Origin of the sequence: Amycolatopsis silviterrae (genome assembly GCF_042684085.1) — a bacterium.
In the GTDB taxonomy this organism is placed as follows: domain Bacteria; phylum Actinomycetota; class Actinomycetes; order Mycobacteriales; family Pseudonocardiaceae; genus Amycolatopsis; species Amycolatopsis silviterrae.
On the sequence record NZ_JBHUKS010000023.1, the window covers coordinates 296,281 to 314,324 of the forward strand.

The following is an 18,044-nucleotide window of genomic DNA, read 5'->3' on the forward strand; positions in this document are numbered from 1 at the left end:
GTTGGGTCCGGACGGTTGTTTAACGCGGGGATCTGGGCCCGGTTGATGGCGGGAGGGTGGGGAACGAGGCTTCGGTGCGTGCGTCGGCGTGCCGGATCGCTGCGGGAGTGCAGTGCGGTGGCAGTGCGGCGGGCCCGCGGTATGGCCGCAGGTGCGGTGCGGCGGGGGCCGCAGCGTTGCGGGATCGCGGTGGAGCGGTGATCGCGGTGCGGTGGCAGCTCGTTCCCGGCCACCGAGCTGACCATCCATTGTGGATGGATTGCCGAACCTGGCGCGGCCGTTACGCGATTATGCAGCACCCGCCAGCCGAATCCGGCGCGACCGAGGGCGGTCATCCCGGCTTGGGCCGTCAACCTCGGGCCATCATCCTCAGGCTGTGGCCCTCAAGCAGTCACCGGCAAAGTCCGCAGCCCCCGGATCACGAACTCCGGCCGCCGCTCCGGCTCCGCGGCCAGTCGCAGGTCCGGCAGCCGCTTCGTCAGCGCCGTCAAAGCCGCCGCGATCTCCACCCTCGCCAGTGGGGCCCCAACGCAATAATGGATCCCCATCCCGAACCCGAGGTGCGCGTTCGGCGTCCGGCCCACGTCGAGGGTGTCCGGGGCGTCGAACACCTTCGGGTCGCGCGCCGCGGCGCCCAGGAGCGCCCCGATCTTCGAACCCTTCGCCACCTGGTGCCCGGCGATTTCCACATCCTCCGTCGCCGTGCGCTCGAACAGTTGCAGCGGCGAGTCGAAGCGGATCAGTTCTTCCACAGCCGAGTCCAGCAAGCTTGGGTCGGACCTAAGCCGCTCCCATTCCGTGCGGTGGGTCAGCAACGCGGTCACGCCGTTGCCGATCACGTTCACCGTCGCTTCGTGGCCGGCCATCAGCAGCAGGACCGCGGTGGCAACCACTTCGTCGGGGGTCAGTTCGCTTGCGGTCAGGTCTCGGACGATTCCGCGCGGCGAGTCAGCGACGACGTCGCGCAGGTACGCGACGAAGTCGGCCGCGGCCTGTTCGGCGGCGTCGCGGCCGTCCTCGGAGAGGCCGTACTCGTACATCTTGACGATGGCGTTGCTCCACGTCACCAGCTGGGAACCATCCGACACCGGTACGCCGAGCAGTTCCGCGATCACCGCGACCGGCAACGGCTGGGCGAGGTGTTCTAGCAAATCCGCGCTGCCATCTGCGGCGATCTTCGCAGCCAGAGTGTCCACCATGGACTCGGCGAGTTCCGCGACCATCGGACGCAGCCGTTGCACGTGACCCCGGCCGAACTCGCTGGCGATGACGCGGCGGAGGCGGGTGTGTGCGGGTGGTTCGTTTTCCAGCAATGAGTTGCGGTGCAGGAGATTGAACGACGCGAACCGTTCGAGTGGCTGCGCGTCGGTCCAGATGCGGCCGAGTCCGCGGTGCCGCAGGACGGCGGCCGACGCGGCGTGCGAAACCGTGATCGCGATGCCTAGGCCGTCGTGCTGGTGCACCTCGCCTTCGGCGCGCAGTGCGGCGAACGCGGGGTACGGGTCGGCGAGGAAGGCGGGATCGCGAGGGTCGAACACGAGCTGACTCTAACCCGCGAGCCTGGGCGGCCAGTCTCTTCGATAGCGTTTGAGACTGAGTTCCGAGGAGGCTGAAATGGGTAAGGGCGCGCGTAAGAAGGGTCCCAAGCCGGACCGCAAGCCGAAGGTGCGCGACGTCTTCGTCGGCCAGCCGTTCGAGGGTCTGGCGGCGGAGCCGGAGCTGATCGCGCTGCGCGAGTTCGTCCCGTCGGCCACGGCGAAGCTCACGCTCGCCGACGGCGGCGACGTCACGCTCGGCACGGTGCTGCCCATGGCCGCCGCGGCGTTCGTCCGCTCGGACGGTGAGCGCTTCCTCGGCCTGCAGGTGCAGACGCGGTCCTCGGACATCAGCCGCGACCTCGGCCGCGCGCTTCGCTGGCTGCTCGACGCCGAACCGGGCGACGTGCTCTCGGTGCCGGACACGACGTCGCCGACCGATCCGGACGAGCGCAACCGGCTCCAGGACCTGCTCGTGCCGAGCGCGGAACTGGAGGTCGCCCTCCACACCGACTTCGCGTGGTGGCTGCCCGAGGACGCGGACGCGACCGGTGACGTCGCGGTGTCGCTCGAGCGCGCGAACGCCGCGATCATGCCGACCGACCGGCTCGGTTCTGGTGCCTACTGGGTCCTCGCCGGCGAGAAGGCGCACCTGCGCTGGGTTCGCCCGGAACCGGAGAACCTGCTGCTGCAAGCGCTTGCGCGACTGTCCGCGGCGGGCACGCTCGGGCTCGGCGAGGGCACTCGCTACGCCGGCTCGTTCCGCGCGCACGGCCTGCTCGTCCCGGTGTGGGACCTCGACCCCGAGGCGCACGCCCGGGAGTGGGCCGAGCCCAAGGACCAGCTCGGCGCGCGGCTGGACGAGGCGCTCAAGTCGCTCGACTCCGAGCCGCTCAACGCCACCGAACGCCGTGCCCGCGACGGGCTGATCGGGCGCCAGCTCACCATTCGCTGACGTATCCACATGTGGACAACTCAGGCCGAGTTGTCCACATGTGGGTAAGTCGATGGGACGATCACCGCGTGATCCTCCACATCTGCACCCGCGACGAGTGGGCCGCGGTGCCCGCCGGCGGCGAGTACCGCGCGCCGTCGCTCGACGACGTCGGATTCATTCACTGTTCGGATCCGGGCACGGTCGCCCTGCCCGCCAACGCGCTCTTCCGCGGCCGCGCTGGCCTGGTGCTGCTCGAAATCGACCCCAAGCTGGTCGAAGCGCCGGTCCGCTGGGAGGACGGGGACCCGCCGGACCCGCGCGGAATCCAGTTTCCGCACATCTACGGCCCGATCCCGCGAAACGCTGTGGTCTCGGTAACCGATTTCCCCACTGACGCGGATGGCGCCTTGACGCTGCCCGAGTCGCTTTCCGTGCGCTGACCTGAGTTGTCCACAGCTACGGAAAGTAGCGACGGAGACGGGACAACCCTCGGGGGCGCTCATGCGTGGTGGGGATGACGAGGAACCGTCGCTCGACGCGGTCATCCGGGGAGGGGGCGATACGGTGACGGCTGCCGCACCGCCCATCGCGAGCGGAGATCCGCCGTGGGCGGGACAGGCGGAGGCCGTCAACAGCCTCACGGACTTCGGCGATTTCGTGCGCGAAGCCCTGCCCGGGCTGCTCCGCTACGGCCACGTGCTTACCGGAAACCCGCACGACGCCGCGGACCTCGTCCAGACCGTGCTCGAAAAGATGGGCGCACGCTGGTCGTATGTCCGGCAGAAGACCGGCGACCCGCTGGCCTACGTGCGGCGTTCGATGGCGAACGCGCACGTCAGCCGCTGGCGCCGGACGCGGCGGGAGAACCTCGTCGCGGACCTGCCGGACACCAGCCCGTGCGCGCCGAAGGATCCGTTCGAGCACGAGCCGCTGTGGCAGGCGCTGCGCGACCTTCCGCCGCGGCAGCGCACGGTGATGGTGTTGCGGTACTACGAAGGACTGTCCGAAGTGGAGATCGCCAAAGCGCTGAACATCAGCCAGGGGACGGTGAAAAGCCAAGCGAGCAAGGCGATCGCCTCCTTGCGGGCGAAACTGCGGAACCAGGAAGGAGGCGACGCCGGGTGACCGAGCCCGACGATCTGGAACAGCGGCTCCGCGCCCTCCTCGCCGACGAACGGCTGGCCGTCGAGCCGAACGAGGACGCCGCGTCGGCCATCGTGGCGGGCGCGCGCCGGCGGCGTCGCAAGCAGCGGATCCTGACGTCCGCGGCGGGGGCGGCGTGCGTGCTCGCGCTGGCGTCGGCCGGTGTGGTGGCGATCCAGCTGCGCACCCAGCACGCGACGACCAACGTCGCCGCGCGGCCGGTCGCTTCGGCCCAGCCCACGCTGCCTTCGTCGGTGCCCGAGGCTCCTTCGAGCGTCGAATTACCGCAGGCGCAAGTGCCGATCCAGACCTCGGAGCCCGGCATCGCCGACCCGCCGACGGTGCCCGCGCGTCCGCACCACACGAAGCCGGAACCGCCGCAGACGACGCCGGCGAAGGCCGCTTCCGGAGCGCTGGTGACCGCGGACGGCCTTGGCGCGGTGAAGCTCGGCATGACCGAGCAGCAGCTCACCGAGCAGGGCATGACGCTTACAGCGGTGAAAGAGTCGCCTGGCTGCACTTACTACGACGTCAGCGGTGCTGGGGTTCCGGATGCGACGGCGGTCGTGTCGAAGGACAACGGCGTGGTCGCAGTGAAGCCCGAAGGTGCCGCGCACACTCCGGAAGGCGTGGGTGACGGGTCGCCGAAGGACCAGGTCACCTCGACGTATCCGGGCACGTCGGAGTCGGGGAGCGCGTTGGTGTCGCCCACCGGCGACCAGGGGGCGTATCACTTCACGCTGAACTCGGACGGGGCTGTCGAGGGGGTCGAGGTCCGCGCGAAGACGCCGGACTGCGGCAGCTGAAAAATTCCGGCTGGCCGATGTCGATCTGGCTCCGCGCCGCTCGTGTAGCGGGTGACGGGCCGGTTCGCGGCCCGCGGGAGCGGAAGGACATCCCCGATGCGTTCGATCAGCGTCACCCTGAGCAGCACCCTCGACGGCGTCGTGCAAGGCCTCGGCCGCAGCGATGAGGACACCCGAGGTGGGTTCGACCTAGGTGGCTGGGGCAACGGCTACCGCGACGACGTCATGGCGCGCGAGATGGGGAAGGGCATGAGCCGGCCTGGGGACATGTTGTTCGGCCGGCGCACCTGGGAGGACTTCAGCACGGCGTGGGGGCCGCGGACGGACGGGAACCCGTTCACGACGCACATGAACGCCGCGACGAAGTACGTCGTCTCCACCACCCTCGACAACGCCGACGCCTGGCAGAACTCGGTGCTGCTGCGCGGCTCCGCGGTGGAGACGGTTGCCGAGTTGAAAGCCTTGCCCGGCAAGGATCTCTCGATCATCGGCAGCGTTTCGCTCGTGCGCGCGCTGCACGCCGCCGGACTGATCGACCGCTACACGTTCCTGATCCATCCGCTGACGCTCGGCCAGGGTGCGCGGCTGTTCGAGGGACCGGCCCCGCTGACCGAGTTCTCGCTCGCCGGCAGCGTCGCGACCACCACCGGCGTGCTCATCGCGCATTACGAGCGGCGCTGAAGTTATCCACATGGGGAAGCCCGGTTGTCCACACTGGGGACAACCGGGCTTCCGGGCACGTTCGTGCGTTACAGCGCGCCACCCGCGACCGGGGGCATCCCGGAGTCGGCACCGGAGTCGCCGACGGCCTCGCGGTGCAGGAACTTCTCGATCTCGTAGACGTTGTCGCCCGCGCGACGCGCGACGGTGACCAGCGTCGACATCTGGGAGATCTCCTCGACCTGCTCCTTGAGGAACCACTGGGTGAACTGCTCGCTGATGTAGTCCTCCTCGGCCCGCGCGGCCTTCGCGAGCGCGGAGATGTCGGCAGCGACCTCCTTCTCCTGCTCCAGCGCGAGTTCGATCAGCTGGAGCGGGGCGGAGAAGTCGTTGCGGACCTCGCCGGTGCCGGGGATCTCGACGTGGTGGTCCCGGTCGAGCATGTACTGGACGAGCGCCATCGCGTGATTGCGCTCCTCGACGGACTGCTTGTAGAAGTGCTTCGCGAGCTGCGGCAGGTCCTCGTTGTCGAACCAGACCGCGAGCGCGATGTACTGCTGGGAGGCGTTGAACTCGTTGTGAATCTGCGCCTGCAGCAGTTCGTAAAACTTCGAGCGCGGTTCTTTCTTCGTAGCGGCCATGTCCATCACGGTACGTCAATGCCCGATTGTTTTCCACTTTTAGCTGGTGATCTCCACCCCATTAGGGTTACCATTCCTCAAGAAGGAAACACTTATTTTGATTAGCCTTCCCTTAATGAAGTAACCCTTATTAAGGAAAGGCTAACTTCGCCTTAGCGCGGATCCCGGCGCACCGGACACGACATGCAGCGCGGCCCGCCCCGCCCGGACCCCAGCTCGGACCCGGTGATCGGCAGCACCTCGATGCCCGCCGCGGTGAGCCGTTCGTTGGTCTCCGCGTTGCGTTCGTACCCCACGACCACGCCAGGGGCCAAGGCCAGCGTGTTGTTGCCGTCGTCCCACTGCTCGCGCTCCGCGGTGACCGGGTCGAGGCCGGTGTCGATCACCCGCAGCCGGTCGATCTCCATCGCCTCCGCGGCGGCTTCGAGGAATGGCGCCGGGCCGGCCACTTTCACGCCGCCGTCGCCGGTCGGCTTGATAGTGAACGCGGTGAGGGAATCGCGGGCGAGCGGATACATCACGACGGCGTCGACGTCGACCATCGTGCACACGGTGTCGAGATGCATCGTCGCGCGCGATTGTTCGATCGGCACCGCGACGACGGTATGCGCGAGCCCGTCGGCGAATACGGAACGGGCGAGCGATTCGGCTCCGGCGGGAGTCGTGCGTTCGCCGACGCCGATCGCGACGACGCCGGGGGACAGCAGCATCACGTCACCGCCTTCGATGGGCGCGGAATGCGCGCCGTAAGCGCGGGCGGCGTGCCGGAACCGGGGGTGGTAGGCGTAAACGAGGTCGAGCAGCGCCGTTTCCCGCCGTCGCGCTGGCATGGTCAGCGACGAGATCGCGACCCGGTCGCCGATCCACGCGGACGAATCGCGGGTGAAGAGCAGATTGGGCAGCGGATCGACGGCGAAGTCGCGTGGGTGGTGCATCATCCGCACCAGCGACGCGCCCTCGGCGGACGGCAACTCCTCGAACGTCATGCCCGCCATCAGGACCTCGGCGAGCGTGGGCGCGTCGACGCTCGTTAGGTGCGACCTAAGCGAATCCGCGAGGTCGTTGCCGAGGCGGCGATCGTCCACCGCGGCGTGGACCCCGGCGGCATGCGCGCGCGGATCTTCCAGCGCGGTGCGGAGAACGTCGGCCAGCAGCAGCACCTCGACGCCGCGGCCGCGCAGGACGTCGGCGAACGCGTCGTGTTCCTGCTGCGCCCGGCTCACCCACGGGATGGAGTCGAAAAGGAGCTTGTCGTTGTTGCGGGGAGTGAGCCGTTTCAGCTCGTTTCCCGGCCGGTGCAACAGGACTGCCCGAAGAGGCCCGACTTCGCTGTCCACCCTGGGAGGTGCGGTTGTCTCGCTCACGAGCCGGAGCCTAATGAGCGGGCATCACGGTAGCCAGGAAAGACGGCCTTTCAGCAACGAATAGCCGACGAAGGACACCACATCGAACAAAGTATGCGCGGCGATGAGCGGCCACAGCCGGTTGGTGCGCTGCCACACGCGGCCGAACACCAGCCCCATCACGAGGTTGCCGACGAACCCGCCGAACCCTTGGTACAGGTGGTAGGAACCGCGCAATACCGCGGCGCCGAACAGCGACGCGTTCTCGCGCACTCCGAGCTGCCGCAGCCGGGTGAGCAGGTAGCCGATCACGAGCACCTCCTCGGCGAAAGCGTTGCCGAACGCGGAAAGCGTCAGCGCGATCGGCCGCCACCAGGTATCGCCCAAAGTGGACGGTTGCACCGCGAGGCTGAACCCGAGGTGGTAGGAGACGAAGTACAGCGCGAGCCCGGGAATGCCGATGAGCGCGGCGATTCCGACGGTGATCAGCGCGTCGGTGCGGATGCGGCGGCTCAGGCCGATCTCACGCAGTTTCAGCCCGGCCCGCCACAGCAGGTACAGGCCGAGCCCGCCCCAGCCGATCAGCTGCGCGGCGCTCAGCAGCTGCTGGAGCAGGTCCAGCAGGCTCGCGGCGGCGCGCGGGACGTTGAGCTGGACTTGCTGCTGCGCCAACGGGGTCGGGCGCAGCAGGGAGTCCACAAGGGACAGCAGGCTGCGCGCACCGGACAACCCGAGCGTGATGCCGAAAACGAGCACCAGCTCGATCTTGACCGCGCGCCGCTCGCGGGGATCGGTGAGCGGAGCCGGGAACGCCGGAAGTGCCGGATTGAGCCAGGATCGCAGGCCGGACGGCCCTCCGGAACGCTCTGTGGTGCGCATGAACGCACGCTACCGTCGGGGTATGCCGAGGACTATCGCCACCAACACGAAGGTTGAGCGCGCCGAGCTGGTCGCGTTCCTGAAGCCGCGTCACCGGGCGATCCTGGTGACCACCCGCGCCGACGGGCGGCCCCAGCTGTCCCCGAACACCTGTGGCGTCGACGACGAGGGCCGGATCGTCATCGCGACCTACCCGAAGCGCGCCAAGGCGGCCAACCTGCGGCGCGATCCGAAGGTGTCGGTGTGCGTGCTGTCGGACGAGTGGAACGGGCCGTGGGTGCAGGTCGACGGGACCGCGGAGGTGATCGATCTGCCGGATTCGGTCGAGCCGCTGGTCGACTACTTCCGCAGCATCTCCGGCGAGCATCCGGACTGGGACGAGTACCGCGAGGCGATGCGCAAGCAGGGCAAGAGCCTGATCCGGATCACGATCGACCGGTGGGGGCCGATCGCGACCGGCGGCTTCCCTCCCGAGCTGGCGGACGAGTAAAGGTCCGTGAGGGCCACCTTGAGGGAATCAGAGTCCCTCAAGGTGGCCCTCACGGCCTTGAAGAAACGGGCGCTCCTGCGTTAATCGGGCATTTCACCGGTCTAGGCATCCTTTATGGACGGTCAGTGGACTGAGCCGCCCAGCTTAAGTCCCTGGCATTGCCGCTGAGGCCATTCACCTGATCGGTTTTACCAGCCGGGTTCCACCGCTGTCACCAGCGGAAACAGGTTATCCACAGGCGTGTCGACTTGTGGACAACCCTGGGGATGACGGGGTGCGGGCCCGGGAATTGTCGGGCGGGTGGTGGACCGTTGCGGCATGTCGATCACTCGCGCACCGCTACCTCGTTCCCGCTTCCAGCTTGCTGCACGACTCAGCCCGCCCCAGCAGCAACGCACGCTCCCGTTCGTTGCCCGTCATCTTCGCCGCGCGCTCGAATTCGGCGCGCGCCTCGTCCCGGCGGCCCAGCTTGTACAGAAAGTCGCCGCGCACGCTCGGCAGCAAGTGGTAATTCTTCAACGCTGGCTCAGTCAGCAATTTGTCCACCAGCGCCAGCCCGGCCTCCGGTCCTTCGGCCATCGAGACCGCGACGGCCCGGTTCAGCTCGATCACCGGAGACGGCGTCAGCTGTGCCAAACCCGCGTACAGCGCCGCGATCCGAGTCCAGTCGGTGTCGTCGGGAGCCACCGCCACGGCGTGGCACGCGGCGATCGCGGCCTGCGCGGAATACGGCCCGTATGTGCCGTCCGCCAGTCGTTCGGACCGGGCCAGCGCGGTAAGGCCCCGCTGGATCAGCAGGCGGTCCCAGCGGCTGCGGTCCTGGTCCATCAGCAGCACCGGCTCGCCGTTCGGGCCGGTGCGCGCCGCCGACCGCGACGCCTGGATTTCCATCAGCGCCACCAGACCGTGCACCTCGGGTTCGCCGGGCATCAGGCCGGCCAGCACCCGGCCGAGCCGCAACGCGTCCTCGCAGAGCGCGGGCCGCATCCAGTCGTCACCGCGCGTCGCGGAGTAGCCCTCGTTGAAGATCAGGTAGATCACTTCGAGCACGGCGGGCACCCGCGCCACGCGCTCGTCGCCGACCGGGGTTTCAAACGGCACCTTGGCCTCGGCGAGCGTCTTCTTCGCCCGCACGATGCGTTGCGCGACAGCGGATTCCTTCACCAGGAACGCGCGGGCGATCTCGTCGGTGCTGAGCCCGCCGAGCATGCGCAGCGTGAGCGCCACCCGCGCCTGGGTGGACAGCACCGGATGGCACGCGGTGAACACGAGCCGCAGCAGGTCGTCCTCGATCTGCTCGTCGTCGAGCACCGCGTCGAAGTCGGGCAGCACGCCCTCGCCGAGCTGTTCGGCCTCCCGGCCGATCTCGTCGAGCTTGCGGCCGAGGGTTTCGTTGCGCCGGAACAGGTCGATGGCGCGCCGCTTCGCGATCGTCATCAGCCAGGCGCCGGGATTGCGCGGCACCCCGGTCTCCGGCCACTGTTCGAGCGCGGCGACGAGCGCGTCCTGCGCCAGCTCCTCGGCGAGGCCCACGTCGCGGGTCATCCGCGCGAGCCCGGCGATCACCCGCGCCGACTCGATCCGCCAAACGGCCTCTACCGCACTTCGCGTGTCCACCGGCCCATCAGACCGGCCCGGCCCGCCCGAGGCAACCCTCGGGCGGGCGCGGAGTCACAACGCGTCCACCATCGGGCGGATCTCGATCGTGCCCGCCTGCCGCTGCGGATTGGGCGCCCGCTTCATCAGCTCCACGATCTCGGCGACCGACTCCCCCTCCAGAATCCACACGCCGGCGACGAGTTCCTTGGTCTCGGCGAACGGGCCGTCCACCACGTTCGGCTCCGCCTCCCCCTCGAACCAGAGCAGCCGGGCCCCCTCGGCGCTGGGCGTCAGCCCGGCGGTCTGCACGAGGTGGCCGGATTCGGCGAGTTCCGCGTTGAACTGGTTCATCTGCTCGATCAGTTCAGCGCTCGGCTCGGCCCCGGCTTCCGAGTCCGCGCTGGCTTTCACCAGCACCATGAACCGCATCAGTTCTGCGCGGTCTGCTCGCGCAGCTTCTCTTCCGCCTCGCGCAGCTCCGGGGTGAGGTTGTCGCCGAAGTCCTCGGCGTCGAAGATCCGCCGGATCTCGATCTCGTGGTGCGCGCCGTCGGTGTTGGGCACGCGCTTGATCCACTCCACCGCTTCCTCCAGCGAACGCACCTGGAGGATCCAGAACCCGGCGATCAGTTCCTTGGTCTCGGCGAACGGGCCGTCGACCACGCTGGGCTCGCTGTCTCCGGCGAACTTCACCCGCGCGCCCTCGGAGCTGGGCGCCAGCCCCTCGCCCGCGAGCATCACGCCGGCCTTCACGAGTTCCTCGTTGAACTTGCCCATCTCGGCGAGCAGTTCGGTGCTGGGCATCTGGCCCGCTTCGCTCTCTTCGCTGGCCTTCATGATCACCATGAATCGCATCTTCGGTTCCCCTTCGCTCTCGGCTTGCCTTCACCCATGCGTCGAACGGGCCGCGGCCGGATCGACACCGTCCTCAAACTTTTTTCCCGGTCGCGAAACTAGCAGGTCAGGCGAGCTTCAGGGGACAAAACGGGCATGGGAGAATCGTTATTCGTGGCAGTACTCCCCGAACCTCTCCGCGCCGCCCTCGACGACGAGCTGGCCCGGTTCCCCGAATCCCGGCTCGCGCAGGCCGTGGACCGGCTCAGCAAGCGCTATCGGCAAGGCGACTCGGCGACGTCGCCGATCCTCTCCTCTGAGGTGGACGTCGCCGCCTACGCCGGGTACCGGATGCCCGCGACGTACGCGGCGGTCAGCTCCGTGCTGGGCGAGGTGGCTGCCGCCGCGCCCGGGTTTTCCCCGAAGACGCACGTCGACATCGGCGGCGGCACCGGAGCGGCGGTGTGGGCAGCGGCTGAGGTCTGGCCGTCGCTGGAGAAGTGCACTGTCCTGGAACAGGTGGCGGCCGCGCTGGCGCTGGGGCGCAAGCTGGCGGCGAACTCCGGCGAGCCAGCCGTCCGCACCGCGGTCTGGCAACGCGGACTGGTCGATTCCGCGTCGGCCGCGCCGGAGGCCGATCTGGTCACCCTGTCGTACGTCCTCGGCGAACTGCCTGAACGCGGCCGTGCCGACGTCGTTCAGTGGCTCGCCGCGAAAGCCGGCACGGTCGTGCTCATCGAACCCGGCACCCCGGCGGGGTTCGAGCGGATCCGCGCGGCTCGTGAGGTGCTGCGCGAGACGGGCCGCAGCGTCGTGGCGCCGTGCCCGCACGACAACGCCTGCCCGATCAAGCCAGGAGAGGACTGGTGCCATTTCTCCGCCCGGCTGCCCCGGAGCGGGGTGCACCGGCGGATCAAGTCCGGCACACTGGGCTTCGAGGACGAAAAGTTCTCGTATGTGGCGGCCACGTCGGCACCGGTCGACCGTCCGTCGGCTCGGATCATCCGGCATCCGCGCAAGCACAAGGGGTTCGTGCAACTCGATCTGTGCACGGTCGACGGACTCGCGCCAGGAACCGTCGTGTCGAAACGGCACGGCGTGCGATACCGCGCCGCCCGCGACGCGGAATGGGGAGACGCCTGGAGCGTGGAGTAACCCGCGGATATTTTCGTCGGCCGCGATGTCGGGATGGCCGCGTCGGCTCCGACTGTCCGGTGTCAGCGGATCTGAACCGGAGGGGACATCGGATGGACTTCCACGAGCGTTGCGCCGAGATCGTGCGGCAGACGGAACTGCTCGCCGCGGCTGTCGAGGGCGCGGACCGGACAGTGCGAGTAGCGGCCTGTCCGGAGTGGAACCTCGGCCAGTTGCTCGATCACGTCAGCACCGGTCATCGGTGGGCGGAGGAAACCGTGCGCACGCGGGCCGATCATTGGCTGCCGGACGACGCGCTCCGGAATCCGGTGGACAGCCCGAGGCCAGCGTCCTGGCTCGTGGACGGCGCGAAGACGCTGGTCGCGACGCTGCGCGAAGCGGGGCCGGACGCGGAGGTGTTCACGCCGGTGCCGAACGGGCCGCCGCGAGCAGCGTTCTACGCCCGCCGGTTCATGAACGAGACTCTGATTCACCGCGCCGACGCGACGCTGGCGGCGGGCGGGGAATTCACCGTCACACCGGACGTCGCACACGACGCGATGGAGGAATGGCTGGAACTCGGCTCGCTGCCGCTCTTGCTGGAGCACGTCCCGGAACGCCGCACACTGCTCGGCCCGGACCGCACGATCCACCTCGCCCCCACGGACCACGCGATGTCCTGGACGGTCGATCTCACCGGCGATCAGCTGGCCTGGCATCCGGGTCCGCCGGAGAACGCGGCGGTCACCGTGTCCGCGCCGCTGAGCGACCTGCTGCTGATGGTCTACGGCAGGCTGTCGGCGGAGATCGCGGATCGCACCGGCGACACGGCGTACCTGGACCGCTGGCTCTCCATGGTCGGCTTCGGCTGACCCCGTCAGTCCCAGCGGATCGGGAGGCTCTTGAGCCCGTTCTGGAAGTTCGACCGCAGCCGGCGGGGTTCGCCCGCGAGACGGACCTCGCCGAGCTGGTCGAACACGGCCTCGAACAACGCTCGCATCTGCACCCGCGCGAGGTGCGAACCGAGGCAGAAATGCGGGCCGTGGCCGAACGTCAGGTGTTCGCTCGGCGCGCGCGTCACGTCGAACACGTCCGGATCGGGAAAGACCGTCTCGTCGCGGTTGGCCGAGGAAAACCACACCACCACCTTGTCCCCGGCCTTGATGTCCACATCGGACAGTCGAGTGTCCTGTGTCGCGGTGCGGCGAAAGTGCATCACCGGCGTGTGCCAGCGCAGCATCTCTTCGACCGCGCCGGGCAGCAGGCTCCGGTCGTCGAGCAGCTTGCGGTACTGCTCGGGATGCGCGAGCAACGCGTCCATCCCGCCGGGCAGGCCGTTGCGCAGGGTTTCGTTGCCCGCCACGGAAAACAACCAAAAGAGGTTCTCGAACTCCTCAATCGACACCCGGCCGCCGTCGTCGTCCACGTACTGCATCAGATTGCTCATCACGTCGTCGCCGGGATGCGCGCGTTTGTGCTCGCCCAGTGCGTGTGCGTACGCGTAAAGATCGGGCATTCCGGCGCGGCTGCGCGGATCCGGCATCTGGCCGTCCGGGCCGGGTTCCGGGCGCACGGCCAGCGCGGCGCGGGCGAGGTCGGTGACGTCGTCGGCGCGGACGGTCGCACTCACCGAGTATTCGGCGTCCTGGAAGCCGATCACGCGGTTGCTCCAGTCGAACATCAACCGGCGGTCCTGCTCGGGCACGCCGAACACCTCGGCGAGCGTGAGCAGCGGCAGGTCGGCGGCGATGTCCTTGGCGAAATCGCATTCGCCGCGATCGGCCACCGCCGCGACGAGATCCCGCGCCCAGCCTTCGATTCGCTCGGTGATCCGGTTGATCGCGCGCGGAGTGAACGCCTTCGTGAGCAGCCCGCGCAGCCTGCCGTGCTCGGGCGGGTCCATGTTGAGCATCATCCGGCGCACGTACCGCAGGTCCTCGGCGGTGCCCGGGTCGCGGATCTGCGTGCCGCCGAGCTGCGACGAAAACACCGCCGGGGTGCGGAGCACGTGCCGTACGTCGGAGTGGCGCAGCACCGCCCAGAAGTCGCCGATCCTGGTCACCGGCGTTTCGCGGCGCAGGCGGGCAAGCAGGTCGTAGGGCACGCCCGTGACGTAGGTGTCCGGGTCGGCGATGGCAGCACTCGACACGTTCCGACCCTAGCCCCGAGAGCACCGCCTGCGGAAAGATCCGTCCGGTGGAAAAGCTGAAGCTGCGCGTCACCGGACACGGCGAACCGCCGGTCCTGCTCCTGCACGGGCTCGGTTCCACCGGCGCGGTCTGGGACGGCCTCACCGGCCTGCCCGGCCAGCGGCTGCTCGTGCCCGACCTGCCCGGACACGGCGGCTCGCCGCGACTGCCCGAGTACTCGTTCGAGACGCTCGCGGCCGCGGTGGCCGACGCGCTGGACGAGTCCGGTCCGGTCGTTGTCCTCGGCCATTCGCTCGGCGGGGTCGTCGCGCTGGAGCTGGCGAGCGGGCGCTACGGGCTCGACGTCAGCAGCGTGGTGGCGGTGGGCATCAAGGTGGAGTGGAGCGAGGACGACCTGGCCCGGGCCGCGGCACTGGCAGCCCGTCCGCCGAGGTTTTTCGACACACGAGAGGAGGCGGAAACCGCGTACCTGAAGATCGCCGGCCTGACCGGCCTGGCTCCGGCCGACCCGGACGGCGTCACCGAAACCGCGGACGGCTGGCGGCTGACGCTGGACCCGACCGTCTTCGGCGTCGGCGGTCCGGACATGCCGCGCCTGCTGGCGGACGCACGCTGCCCTGTGGTGCTCGCCACCGGCGAGAACGATCCGATGTCCCGCCCTGAGCAGCTGCGCGCTCTGGTTCCCGAGGCAGTGGTCTTGTCCGGGCTCGGGCACAACGCGCACGTGGAGGATCCAGCCGCGGTCGCGTCGTTGCTCACCCCGCGGAGCAGCTGAGCAGGCGCTTAGACTGGCCGGGTGACGACGATCGATCCGACCCGGGCCGGGCTAGACCAGCTGCTGAAGCTCGAACCGCTCGAGCTGAACCTGTTCCGCGGCTGGTGCCACCAGGGTTCCCCGCAGCGGGCGTTCGGCGGTCAGGTCGCGGCTCAGGCCCTCACCGCGGCCGGCGCGACCGTGCCCGCGGCGCGGCACGTGCATTCGCTGCACGGCTACTTCATCCGCGGCGGCCGCACCGACATGCCGATCATCTACGAGGTCGAACGCACCCGCGACGGCGGTTCGTTCACCACGCGCCGGGTTGTCGCGATCCAGAACGGCGAAAGCATCTTCAGCCTGTCCGCGTCGTTCCAGACCGAGGCCGAGAGCAGCGCGCACCAGGCGCGGATGCCGGACGTCCCCGCCCCGGACGAGGCTGGCGTCGTCGAACAGGACCGCTCGCCGATCGTCCTGTCCGCCATCGAGGTCCGCTTCGTCAGCAACCCGGAAACCGGCCTGCCCGACACCGGCCGCGGCCCGCGTCAGCAGATCTGGGTGCGCGCGAAAGACGCGCTGCCGGACGCCCCGCTGGCGCACGTCTGCGCGCTCACCTACATCTCCGACATCCGGCTGGCCGGCACCGCCCTGCTGCCGCACCGGGACGACCCGGGCGAACCGCAGCTGACGTCGCTGGACCACGCGGTGTGGTTCCACCGCCCGTTCCGCGCGGACGAATGGCTGCTCTTCGACATGGAAAGCCCAAGCTACGCAAGCACCCGGGGCCTGACCCACGGCGAATTCTTCACCACCGACGGACGTTTGGTCGCCTCAGTGACTCAAGAAGTGCTGCTGCGCAGGCGCTGAGTCCGATGTAGACACTCAGCCAAGCCGAACCCGCACCGGCCCAGCCTGCTCGGCGGCAACCTCGGCGACGGGCGTGCGCAACACCTTCGACAACTGCCACGCCTCAAGCCCGGCGAGAACCGTGTTGGCGACCACGAGCACCAGGTACAGCCCGGCCTGCACCGAAAGCCGGAACGGATGCTGGTCGGAAGCCCCAGCCAGCAACGAAATATGGCATGCCACAACGACCGCCATCGAAGCCGCGGACAGCCCGCCGAGCACGATCAGCAACGCACGCAGCACCCGGGTGCGCCGCCAGTGCAGCGCCCCGGTCTGGACCAGATCGGGCGTGCTGACCATGACCAGCCCGCAGCCGTACCCGGAAAACCCACCGACCACGCCGCTGCCCGCGACCAGCGCCGTCGTCAGGTGATACGAAACCGGCACCCGGTAAGCGGCGAGAATCGCGGACACGCACACCAGCAGCCCCAGCGGCAGGTGCGGCCAGCCGTACCAGGGAAGCCGCCGCTCCATCCGGATGATCGTCGGCAGGTCGATGTCGCGGTACGCCTCGGGGTCGCGCAAAGCCATTCGCACCGTTCCTCTCGTCCCGGAAACCCCCGGTGTGTGCGCGGTGACCGGCGAAGCCTAGGGCAGGCCGCCCAGCCGTGCAAAATCCACCTGAGCCGTCCCGGAGAGCGACCAGGTCACCCCTAACTTTCGTACGGTCCCGCATCCGCTCCCCACCCCGGAGCCGCACGTGACCCACGCCACCCGGCAGCCCGCTCGCATCCTTCCGACCAGCACGAACCATCGCCGAACCCGCGTTCACTTCTTGCGCTTCCTACTGGGTTGTCCCGGGATGTCCGGTAGAGCGATTTTCTGTCGGTGGTGCCAGTTAGGCTGCAGGCATGAACACCGACGAACCAACCGTCGCCGCCGAAGATCTCGCCCAAGGCCAGTGGTTCTGGCACGAACCCGCTCCCGGCTTGCGTTCCTGGCCGCTGCAGGTCGCCACGGCGGAGATCCTGGAAGACGCTGTCCGCATCATCACCACCGACGAGGTCCGCGAGCTGGTCTCGTACGCCCGCGACCGCCGGGTTCGCCTGGCCGTCGCCTCCTGAACGGAAACATCGACAGCACCATCACTGGGGAAATCTGGGGGACCGGGCCGGACGCATCCGCGAGCGGCCCGTCCAATATGGACACCACACCCGACGCCTCGGCCCTCGGCCGGTTCTGGCGCTGAGGTTTCGTAACTTCCAGCAGTTGTCCGCACTCTGCGGTCGCGGCCCACTGCGCATTTGCGCTCGCTTCTCGATGCTGCCCGCTGCGGCCTGCACACCGCGCCTGCTGCACCGGGATGACCACTTTCGATCACGCCTGCCTCGCAACAACGATCACACGACCCACCGGAGCGATCGCAGCGCGCGTTCCCTGCCGCGCGGCCTGCTTGCCACGCCGGGCCGACCGCATCGTTATCGCATTCGCCTCACAACAGCTGCCACACGGCCGGTACCGGAGCGCACTCGCGTTGCCTGCCCCTGTCCGGACTGCGCACCCCACCCCCGCCGCGCCGAGATGGCCTCCTCACGACAGTCGACCTGACCCACCGCGACTGTCGGATTCGAGCGAACCCTAGTCAGCACGGGAATCCGTTGTCTCGCAAGCAGATCACACCTTGACCACCAACCCGTTCAGCGCCGACGCGGCGGTCCCGGTCAGCGGGCAAGAACCCCCTGCAACAGCACGTCCAGAAGATGCCGCGCGCGGGAATCCCACTCGTCCTCGTCCAGGCGGGTCAGGTAGCCCGACAGGATGAAGAAGTCGCGGGCGTCGATGTCGGGGCGGATGGTTCCTTCGGCTTTTCCGGCGTCGAGCAGGAGGGTAATAGCGTCGCCGAGTGGGCCGTGGCTTTCTTCGGACAGGCCTTTCCACACGGCGGTTTCCAGCGCCGCGAAGACGCCCCGCTTGACTCGCGCGTATTCGGCGATCCGGTCGAACCAGCGAGACAGGGCTTCAACCGGTCCGTGTGCGGTCAGCAGTTCCGGTGCGAGCGCGACCAGCTCCTCCACTTCCTGCCGGTACACCTCGGCAAGCAGGTCCTCGCGCGTGGGGAAATGCCGGTAGAGCGTCCCTTGCCCGACACCAGCCGACTTGGCGACCGCGTTCAGCCGCAGCTCTCCCGAACCGGCGATTGCCTCGCGGGCGATCTCGACGATCCGTTCCCGGTTCTCCCGGGCGTCGGCTCGCTGAGCCCCGCTCATCGCCGGCTCCGGAGGCTGGCACCAGTG

At 68.8% G+C, this 18,044-nt stretch carries 21 protein-coding genes; 11 read left to right on the plus strand and 10 right to left on the minus strand.

All coding sequences use genetic code 11. The features are described 5' to 3' along the window. Nucleotides 1-383: 383 nt before the first annotated feature. Nucleotides 384-1,538: a cytochrome P450 gene (locus ACFSVL_RS29730; RefSeq protein WP_378308859.1), complete on the minus strand. Its 1,155-nt coding sequence runs from the start codon at nt 1,536-1,538 to the stop codon at nt 384-386. Nucleotides 1,539-1,614: 76 nt separating this feature from the next. Here ACFSVL_RS29730 and ACFSVL_RS29735 point away from each other — a divergent pair, with 76 nt between their 5' ends. From ACFSVL_RS29735 to ACFSVL_RS29755, 5 genes are all read left to right on the plus strand, one after another. Further along, nucleotides 1,615-2,490, plus strand: coding sequence for a DUF5926 family protein (locus ACFSVL_RS29735; RefSeq protein ID WP_378308860.1), 876 nt, complete (start codon nt 1,615-1,617; stop codon nt 2,488-2,490). A gap of 68 nt (nt 2,491-2,558) precedes the next feature. Further along, nucleotides 2,559-2,912, plus strand: a complete 354-nt coding sequence (locus ACFSVL_RS29740; protein WP_378308861.1) for a DUF952 domain-containing protein — start codon at nt 2,559-2,561, stop codon at nt 2,910-2,912. A 124-nt stretch (nt 2,913-3,036) separates the two neighbouring features. After that, on the plus strand, nt 3,037-3,597 hold the full coding sequence (locus tag ACFSVL_RS29745; RefSeq protein WP_378308862.1) for a SigE family RNA polymerase sigma factor: 561 nt from the start codon (nt 3,037-3,039) through the stop codon (nt 3,595-3,597). After that, nucleotides 3,594-4,421 (plus strand): hypothetical protein, encoded by an 828-nt coding sequence (locus ACFSVL_RS29750; protein WP_378308863.1) that lies wholly within the window; start codon nt 3,594-3,596, stop codon nt 4,419-4,421. The genes ACFSVL_RS29745 and ACFSVL_RS29750 overlap by 4 nt, the downstream gene beginning before the upstream one ends. Nucleotides 4,422-4,517: 96 nt before the next feature. Continuing rightward, nucleotides 4,518-5,102: a dihydrofolate reductase family protein gene (locus tag ACFSVL_RS29755; protein WP_378308864.1), complete on the plus strand. Its 585-nt coding sequence runs from the start codon at nt 4,518-4,520 to the stop codon at nt 5,100-5,102. Between the two features lie 68 nt (nt 5,103-5,170). On the opposite strand, the gene ACFSVL_RS29760 is transcribed toward ACFSVL_RS29755, so the two are convergent. The 3 genes from ACFSVL_RS29760 to ACFSVL_RS29770 form a co-directional block, all read right to left on the minus strand. Next, nucleotides 5,171-5,722 (minus strand): ferritin, encoded by a 552-nt coding sequence (locus ACFSVL_RS29760; RefSeq protein WP_378308865.1) that lies wholly within the window; start codon nt 5,720-5,722, stop codon nt 5,171-5,173. Between the two features lie 152 nt (nt 5,723-5,874). Beyond that, nucleotides 5,875-7,059, minus strand: coding sequence for an arginine deiminase (locus ACFSVL_RS29765; RefSeq protein WP_378308968.1), 1,185 nt, complete (start codon nt 7,057-7,059; stop codon nt 5,875-5,877). A gap of 51 nt (nt 7,060-7,110) precedes the next feature. Beyond that, nucleotides 7,111-7,944 carry a CPBP family intramembrane glutamic endopeptidase gene (locus ACFSVL_RS29770; RefSeq protein ID WP_378308866.1) on the minus strand — a complete coding sequence of 278 codons (834 nt, stop codon included), beginning with the start codon at nt 7,942-7,944 and terminating at the stop codon, nt 7,111-7,113. A gap of 22 nt (nt 7,945-7,966) precedes the next feature. On the opposite strand from ACFSVL_RS29770, the gene ACFSVL_RS29775 reads away from it, so the two are divergent. Further along, the gene (locus ACFSVL_RS29775) at nt 7,967-8,434 is read left to right on the plus strand and encodes a PPOX class F420-dependent oxidoreductase (RefSeq protein WP_378308867.1); all 468 of its coding nucleotides are present in this window, start codon (nt 7,967-7,969) and stop codon (nt 8,432-8,434) included. 339 nt (nt 8,435-8,773) lie between these two features. On the opposite strand, the gene ACFSVL_RS29780 is transcribed toward ACFSVL_RS29775, so the two are convergent. Genes ACFSVL_RS29780 through ACFSVL_RS29790 form a run of 3 tightly spaced genes read right to left on the minus strand, consistent with a single transcriptional unit; the run spans nt 8,774 to nt 10,887 of the window. Next, a complete protein-coding gene (locus tag ACFSVL_RS29780) occupies nt 8,774-10,051 on the minus strand; it encodes an RNA polymerase sigma factor (RefSeq protein ID WP_378308868.1) in 1,278 nt (425 codons plus the stop codon). Between the two features lie 54 nt (nt 10,052-10,105). Further along, nucleotides 10,106-10,462: a YciI family protein gene (locus ACFSVL_RS29785; RefSeq protein ID WP_378308869.1), complete on the minus strand. Its 357-nt coding sequence runs from the start codon at nt 10,460-10,462 to the stop codon at nt 10,106-10,108. Next, on the minus strand, nt 10,462-10,887 hold the full coding sequence (locus ACFSVL_RS29790) for a YciI family protein (RefSeq protein ID WP_378308870.1): 426 nt from the start codon (nt 10,885-10,887) through the stop codon (nt 10,462-10,464). The genes ACFSVL_RS29785 and ACFSVL_RS29790 overlap by 1 nt, the downstream gene beginning before the upstream one ends. A gap of 135 nt (nt 10,888-11,022) precedes the next feature. On the opposite strand from ACFSVL_RS29790, the gene ACFSVL_RS29795 reads away from it, so the two are divergent. After that, nucleotides 11,023-12,021: a small ribosomal subunit Rsm22 family protein gene (locus ACFSVL_RS29795; protein WP_378308871.1), complete on the plus strand. Its 999-nt coding sequence runs from the start codon at nt 11,023-11,025 to the stop codon at nt 12,019-12,021. Between the two features lie 92 nt (nt 12,022-12,113). Continuing rightward, complete coding sequence (locus tag ACFSVL_RS29800; RefSeq protein WP_378308872.1) at nt 12,114-12,872, plus strand: maleylpyruvate isomerase family mycothiol-dependent enzyme; 759 nt, start codon at nt 12,114-12,116, stop codon at nt 12,870-12,872. Between the two features lie 5 nt (nt 12,873-12,877). Here ACFSVL_RS29800 and ACFSVL_RS29805 read toward each other — a convergent pair whose 3' ends face one another. Beyond that, complete coding sequence (locus tag ACFSVL_RS29805; protein WP_378308873.1) at nt 12,878-14,149, minus strand: cytochrome P450; 1,272 nt, start codon at nt 14,147-14,149, stop codon at nt 12,878-12,880. Nucleotides 14,150-14,196: 47 nt separating this feature from the next. Here ACFSVL_RS29805 and ACFSVL_RS29810 point away from each other — a divergent pair, with 47 nt between their 5' ends. Then, nucleotides 14,197-14,925, plus strand: a complete 729-nt coding sequence (locus tag ACFSVL_RS29810) for an alpha/beta fold hydrolase (protein WP_378308874.1) — start codon at nt 14,197-14,199, stop codon at nt 14,923-14,925. Nucleotides 14,926-14,946: 21 nt separating this feature from the next. Then, on the plus strand, nt 14,947-15,771 hold the full coding sequence (locus ACFSVL_RS29815; RefSeq protein ID WP_378308875.1) for an acyl-CoA thioesterase: 825 nt from the start codon (nt 14,947-14,949) through the stop codon (nt 15,769-15,771). Nucleotides 15,772-15,786: 15 nt separating this feature from the next. Here the strand turns inward: ACFSVL_RS29815 and ACFSVL_RS29820 are convergent, their stop codons facing one another. Beyond that, the gene (locus ACFSVL_RS29820; RefSeq protein ID WP_378308876.1) at nt 15,787-16,341 is read right to left on the minus strand and encodes a hypothetical protein; all 555 of its coding nucleotides are present in this window, start codon (nt 16,339-16,341) and stop codon (nt 15,787-15,789) included. 320 nt (nt 16,342-16,661) lie between these two features. Between ACFSVL_RS29820 and ACFSVL_RS29825 the strand changes: the two genes are divergently transcribed. Beyond that, nucleotides 16,662-16,874, plus strand: a complete 213-nt coding sequence (locus ACFSVL_RS29825) for a hypothetical protein (RefSeq protein ID WP_037354589.1) — start codon at nt 16,662-16,664, stop codon at nt 16,872-16,874. 597 nt (nt 16,875-17,471) lie between these two features. On the opposite strand, the gene ACFSVL_RS29830 is transcribed toward ACFSVL_RS29825, so the two are convergent. Beyond that, a complete protein-coding gene (locus ACFSVL_RS29830) occupies nt 17,472-18,017 on the minus strand; it encodes a TetR/AcrR family transcriptional regulator (protein WP_378308877.1) in 546 nt (181 codons plus the stop codon). Nucleotides 18,018-18,044: the final 27 nt, after the last annotated feature.

Bases quoted from the DNA above. Each gene is read 5' to 3' on its own strand.
- ACFSVL_RS29830 (WP_378308877.1), bottom strand. From the start codon at position 18,017: ATGAGCGGGGCTCAGCGAGCCGACGCCCGGGAGAACCGGGAACGGATC.
- ACFSVL_RS29775 (WP_378308867.1), top strand. From the start codon at position 7,967: ATGCCGAGGACTATCGCCACCAACACGAAGGTTGAGCGCGCCGAGCTG.
- ACFSVL_RS29760 (WP_378308865.1), bottom strand. From the start codon at position 5,722: ATGGCCGCTACGAAGAAAGAACCGCGCTCGAAGTTTTACGAACTGCTG.
- ACFSVL_RS29755 (WP_378308864.1), top strand. From the start codon at position 4,518: ATGCGTTCGATCAGCGTCACCCTGAGCAGCACCCTCGACGGCGTCGTG.
- ACFSVL_RS29800 (WP_378308872.1), top strand. From the start codon at position 12,114: ATGGACTTCCACGAGCGTTGCGCCGAGATCGTGCGGCAGACGGAACTG.
- ACFSVL_RS29790 (WP_378308870.1), bottom strand. From the start codon at position 10,887: ATGCGATTCATGGTGATCATGAAGGCCAGCGAAGAGAGCGAAGCGGGC.
- ACFSVL_RS29825 (WP_037354589.1), top strand. From the start codon at position 16,662: ATGAACACCGACGAACCAACCGTCGCCGCCGAAGATCTCGCCCAAGGC.
- ACFSVL_RS29785 (WP_378308869.1), bottom strand. From the start codon at position 10,462: ATGCGGTTCATGGTGCTGGTGAAAGCCAGCGCGGACTCGGAAGCCGGG.
- ACFSVL_RS29770 (WP_378308866.1), bottom strand. From the start codon at position 7,944: ATGCGCACCACAGAGCGTTCCGGAGGGCCGTCCGGCCTGCGATCCTGG.
- ACFSVL_RS29735 (WP_378308860.1), top strand. From the start codon at position 1,615: ATGGGTAAGGGCGCGCGTAAGAAGGGTCCCAAGCCGGACCGCAAGCCG.
- ACFSVL_RS29795 (WP_378308871.1), top strand. From the start codon at position 11,023: ATGGGAGAATCGTTATTCGTGGCAGTACTCCCCGAACCTCTCCGCGCC.
- ACFSVL_RS29820 (WP_378308876.1), bottom strand. From the start codon at position 16,341: ATGGCTTTGCGCGACCCCGAGGCGTACCGCGACATCGACCTGCCGACG.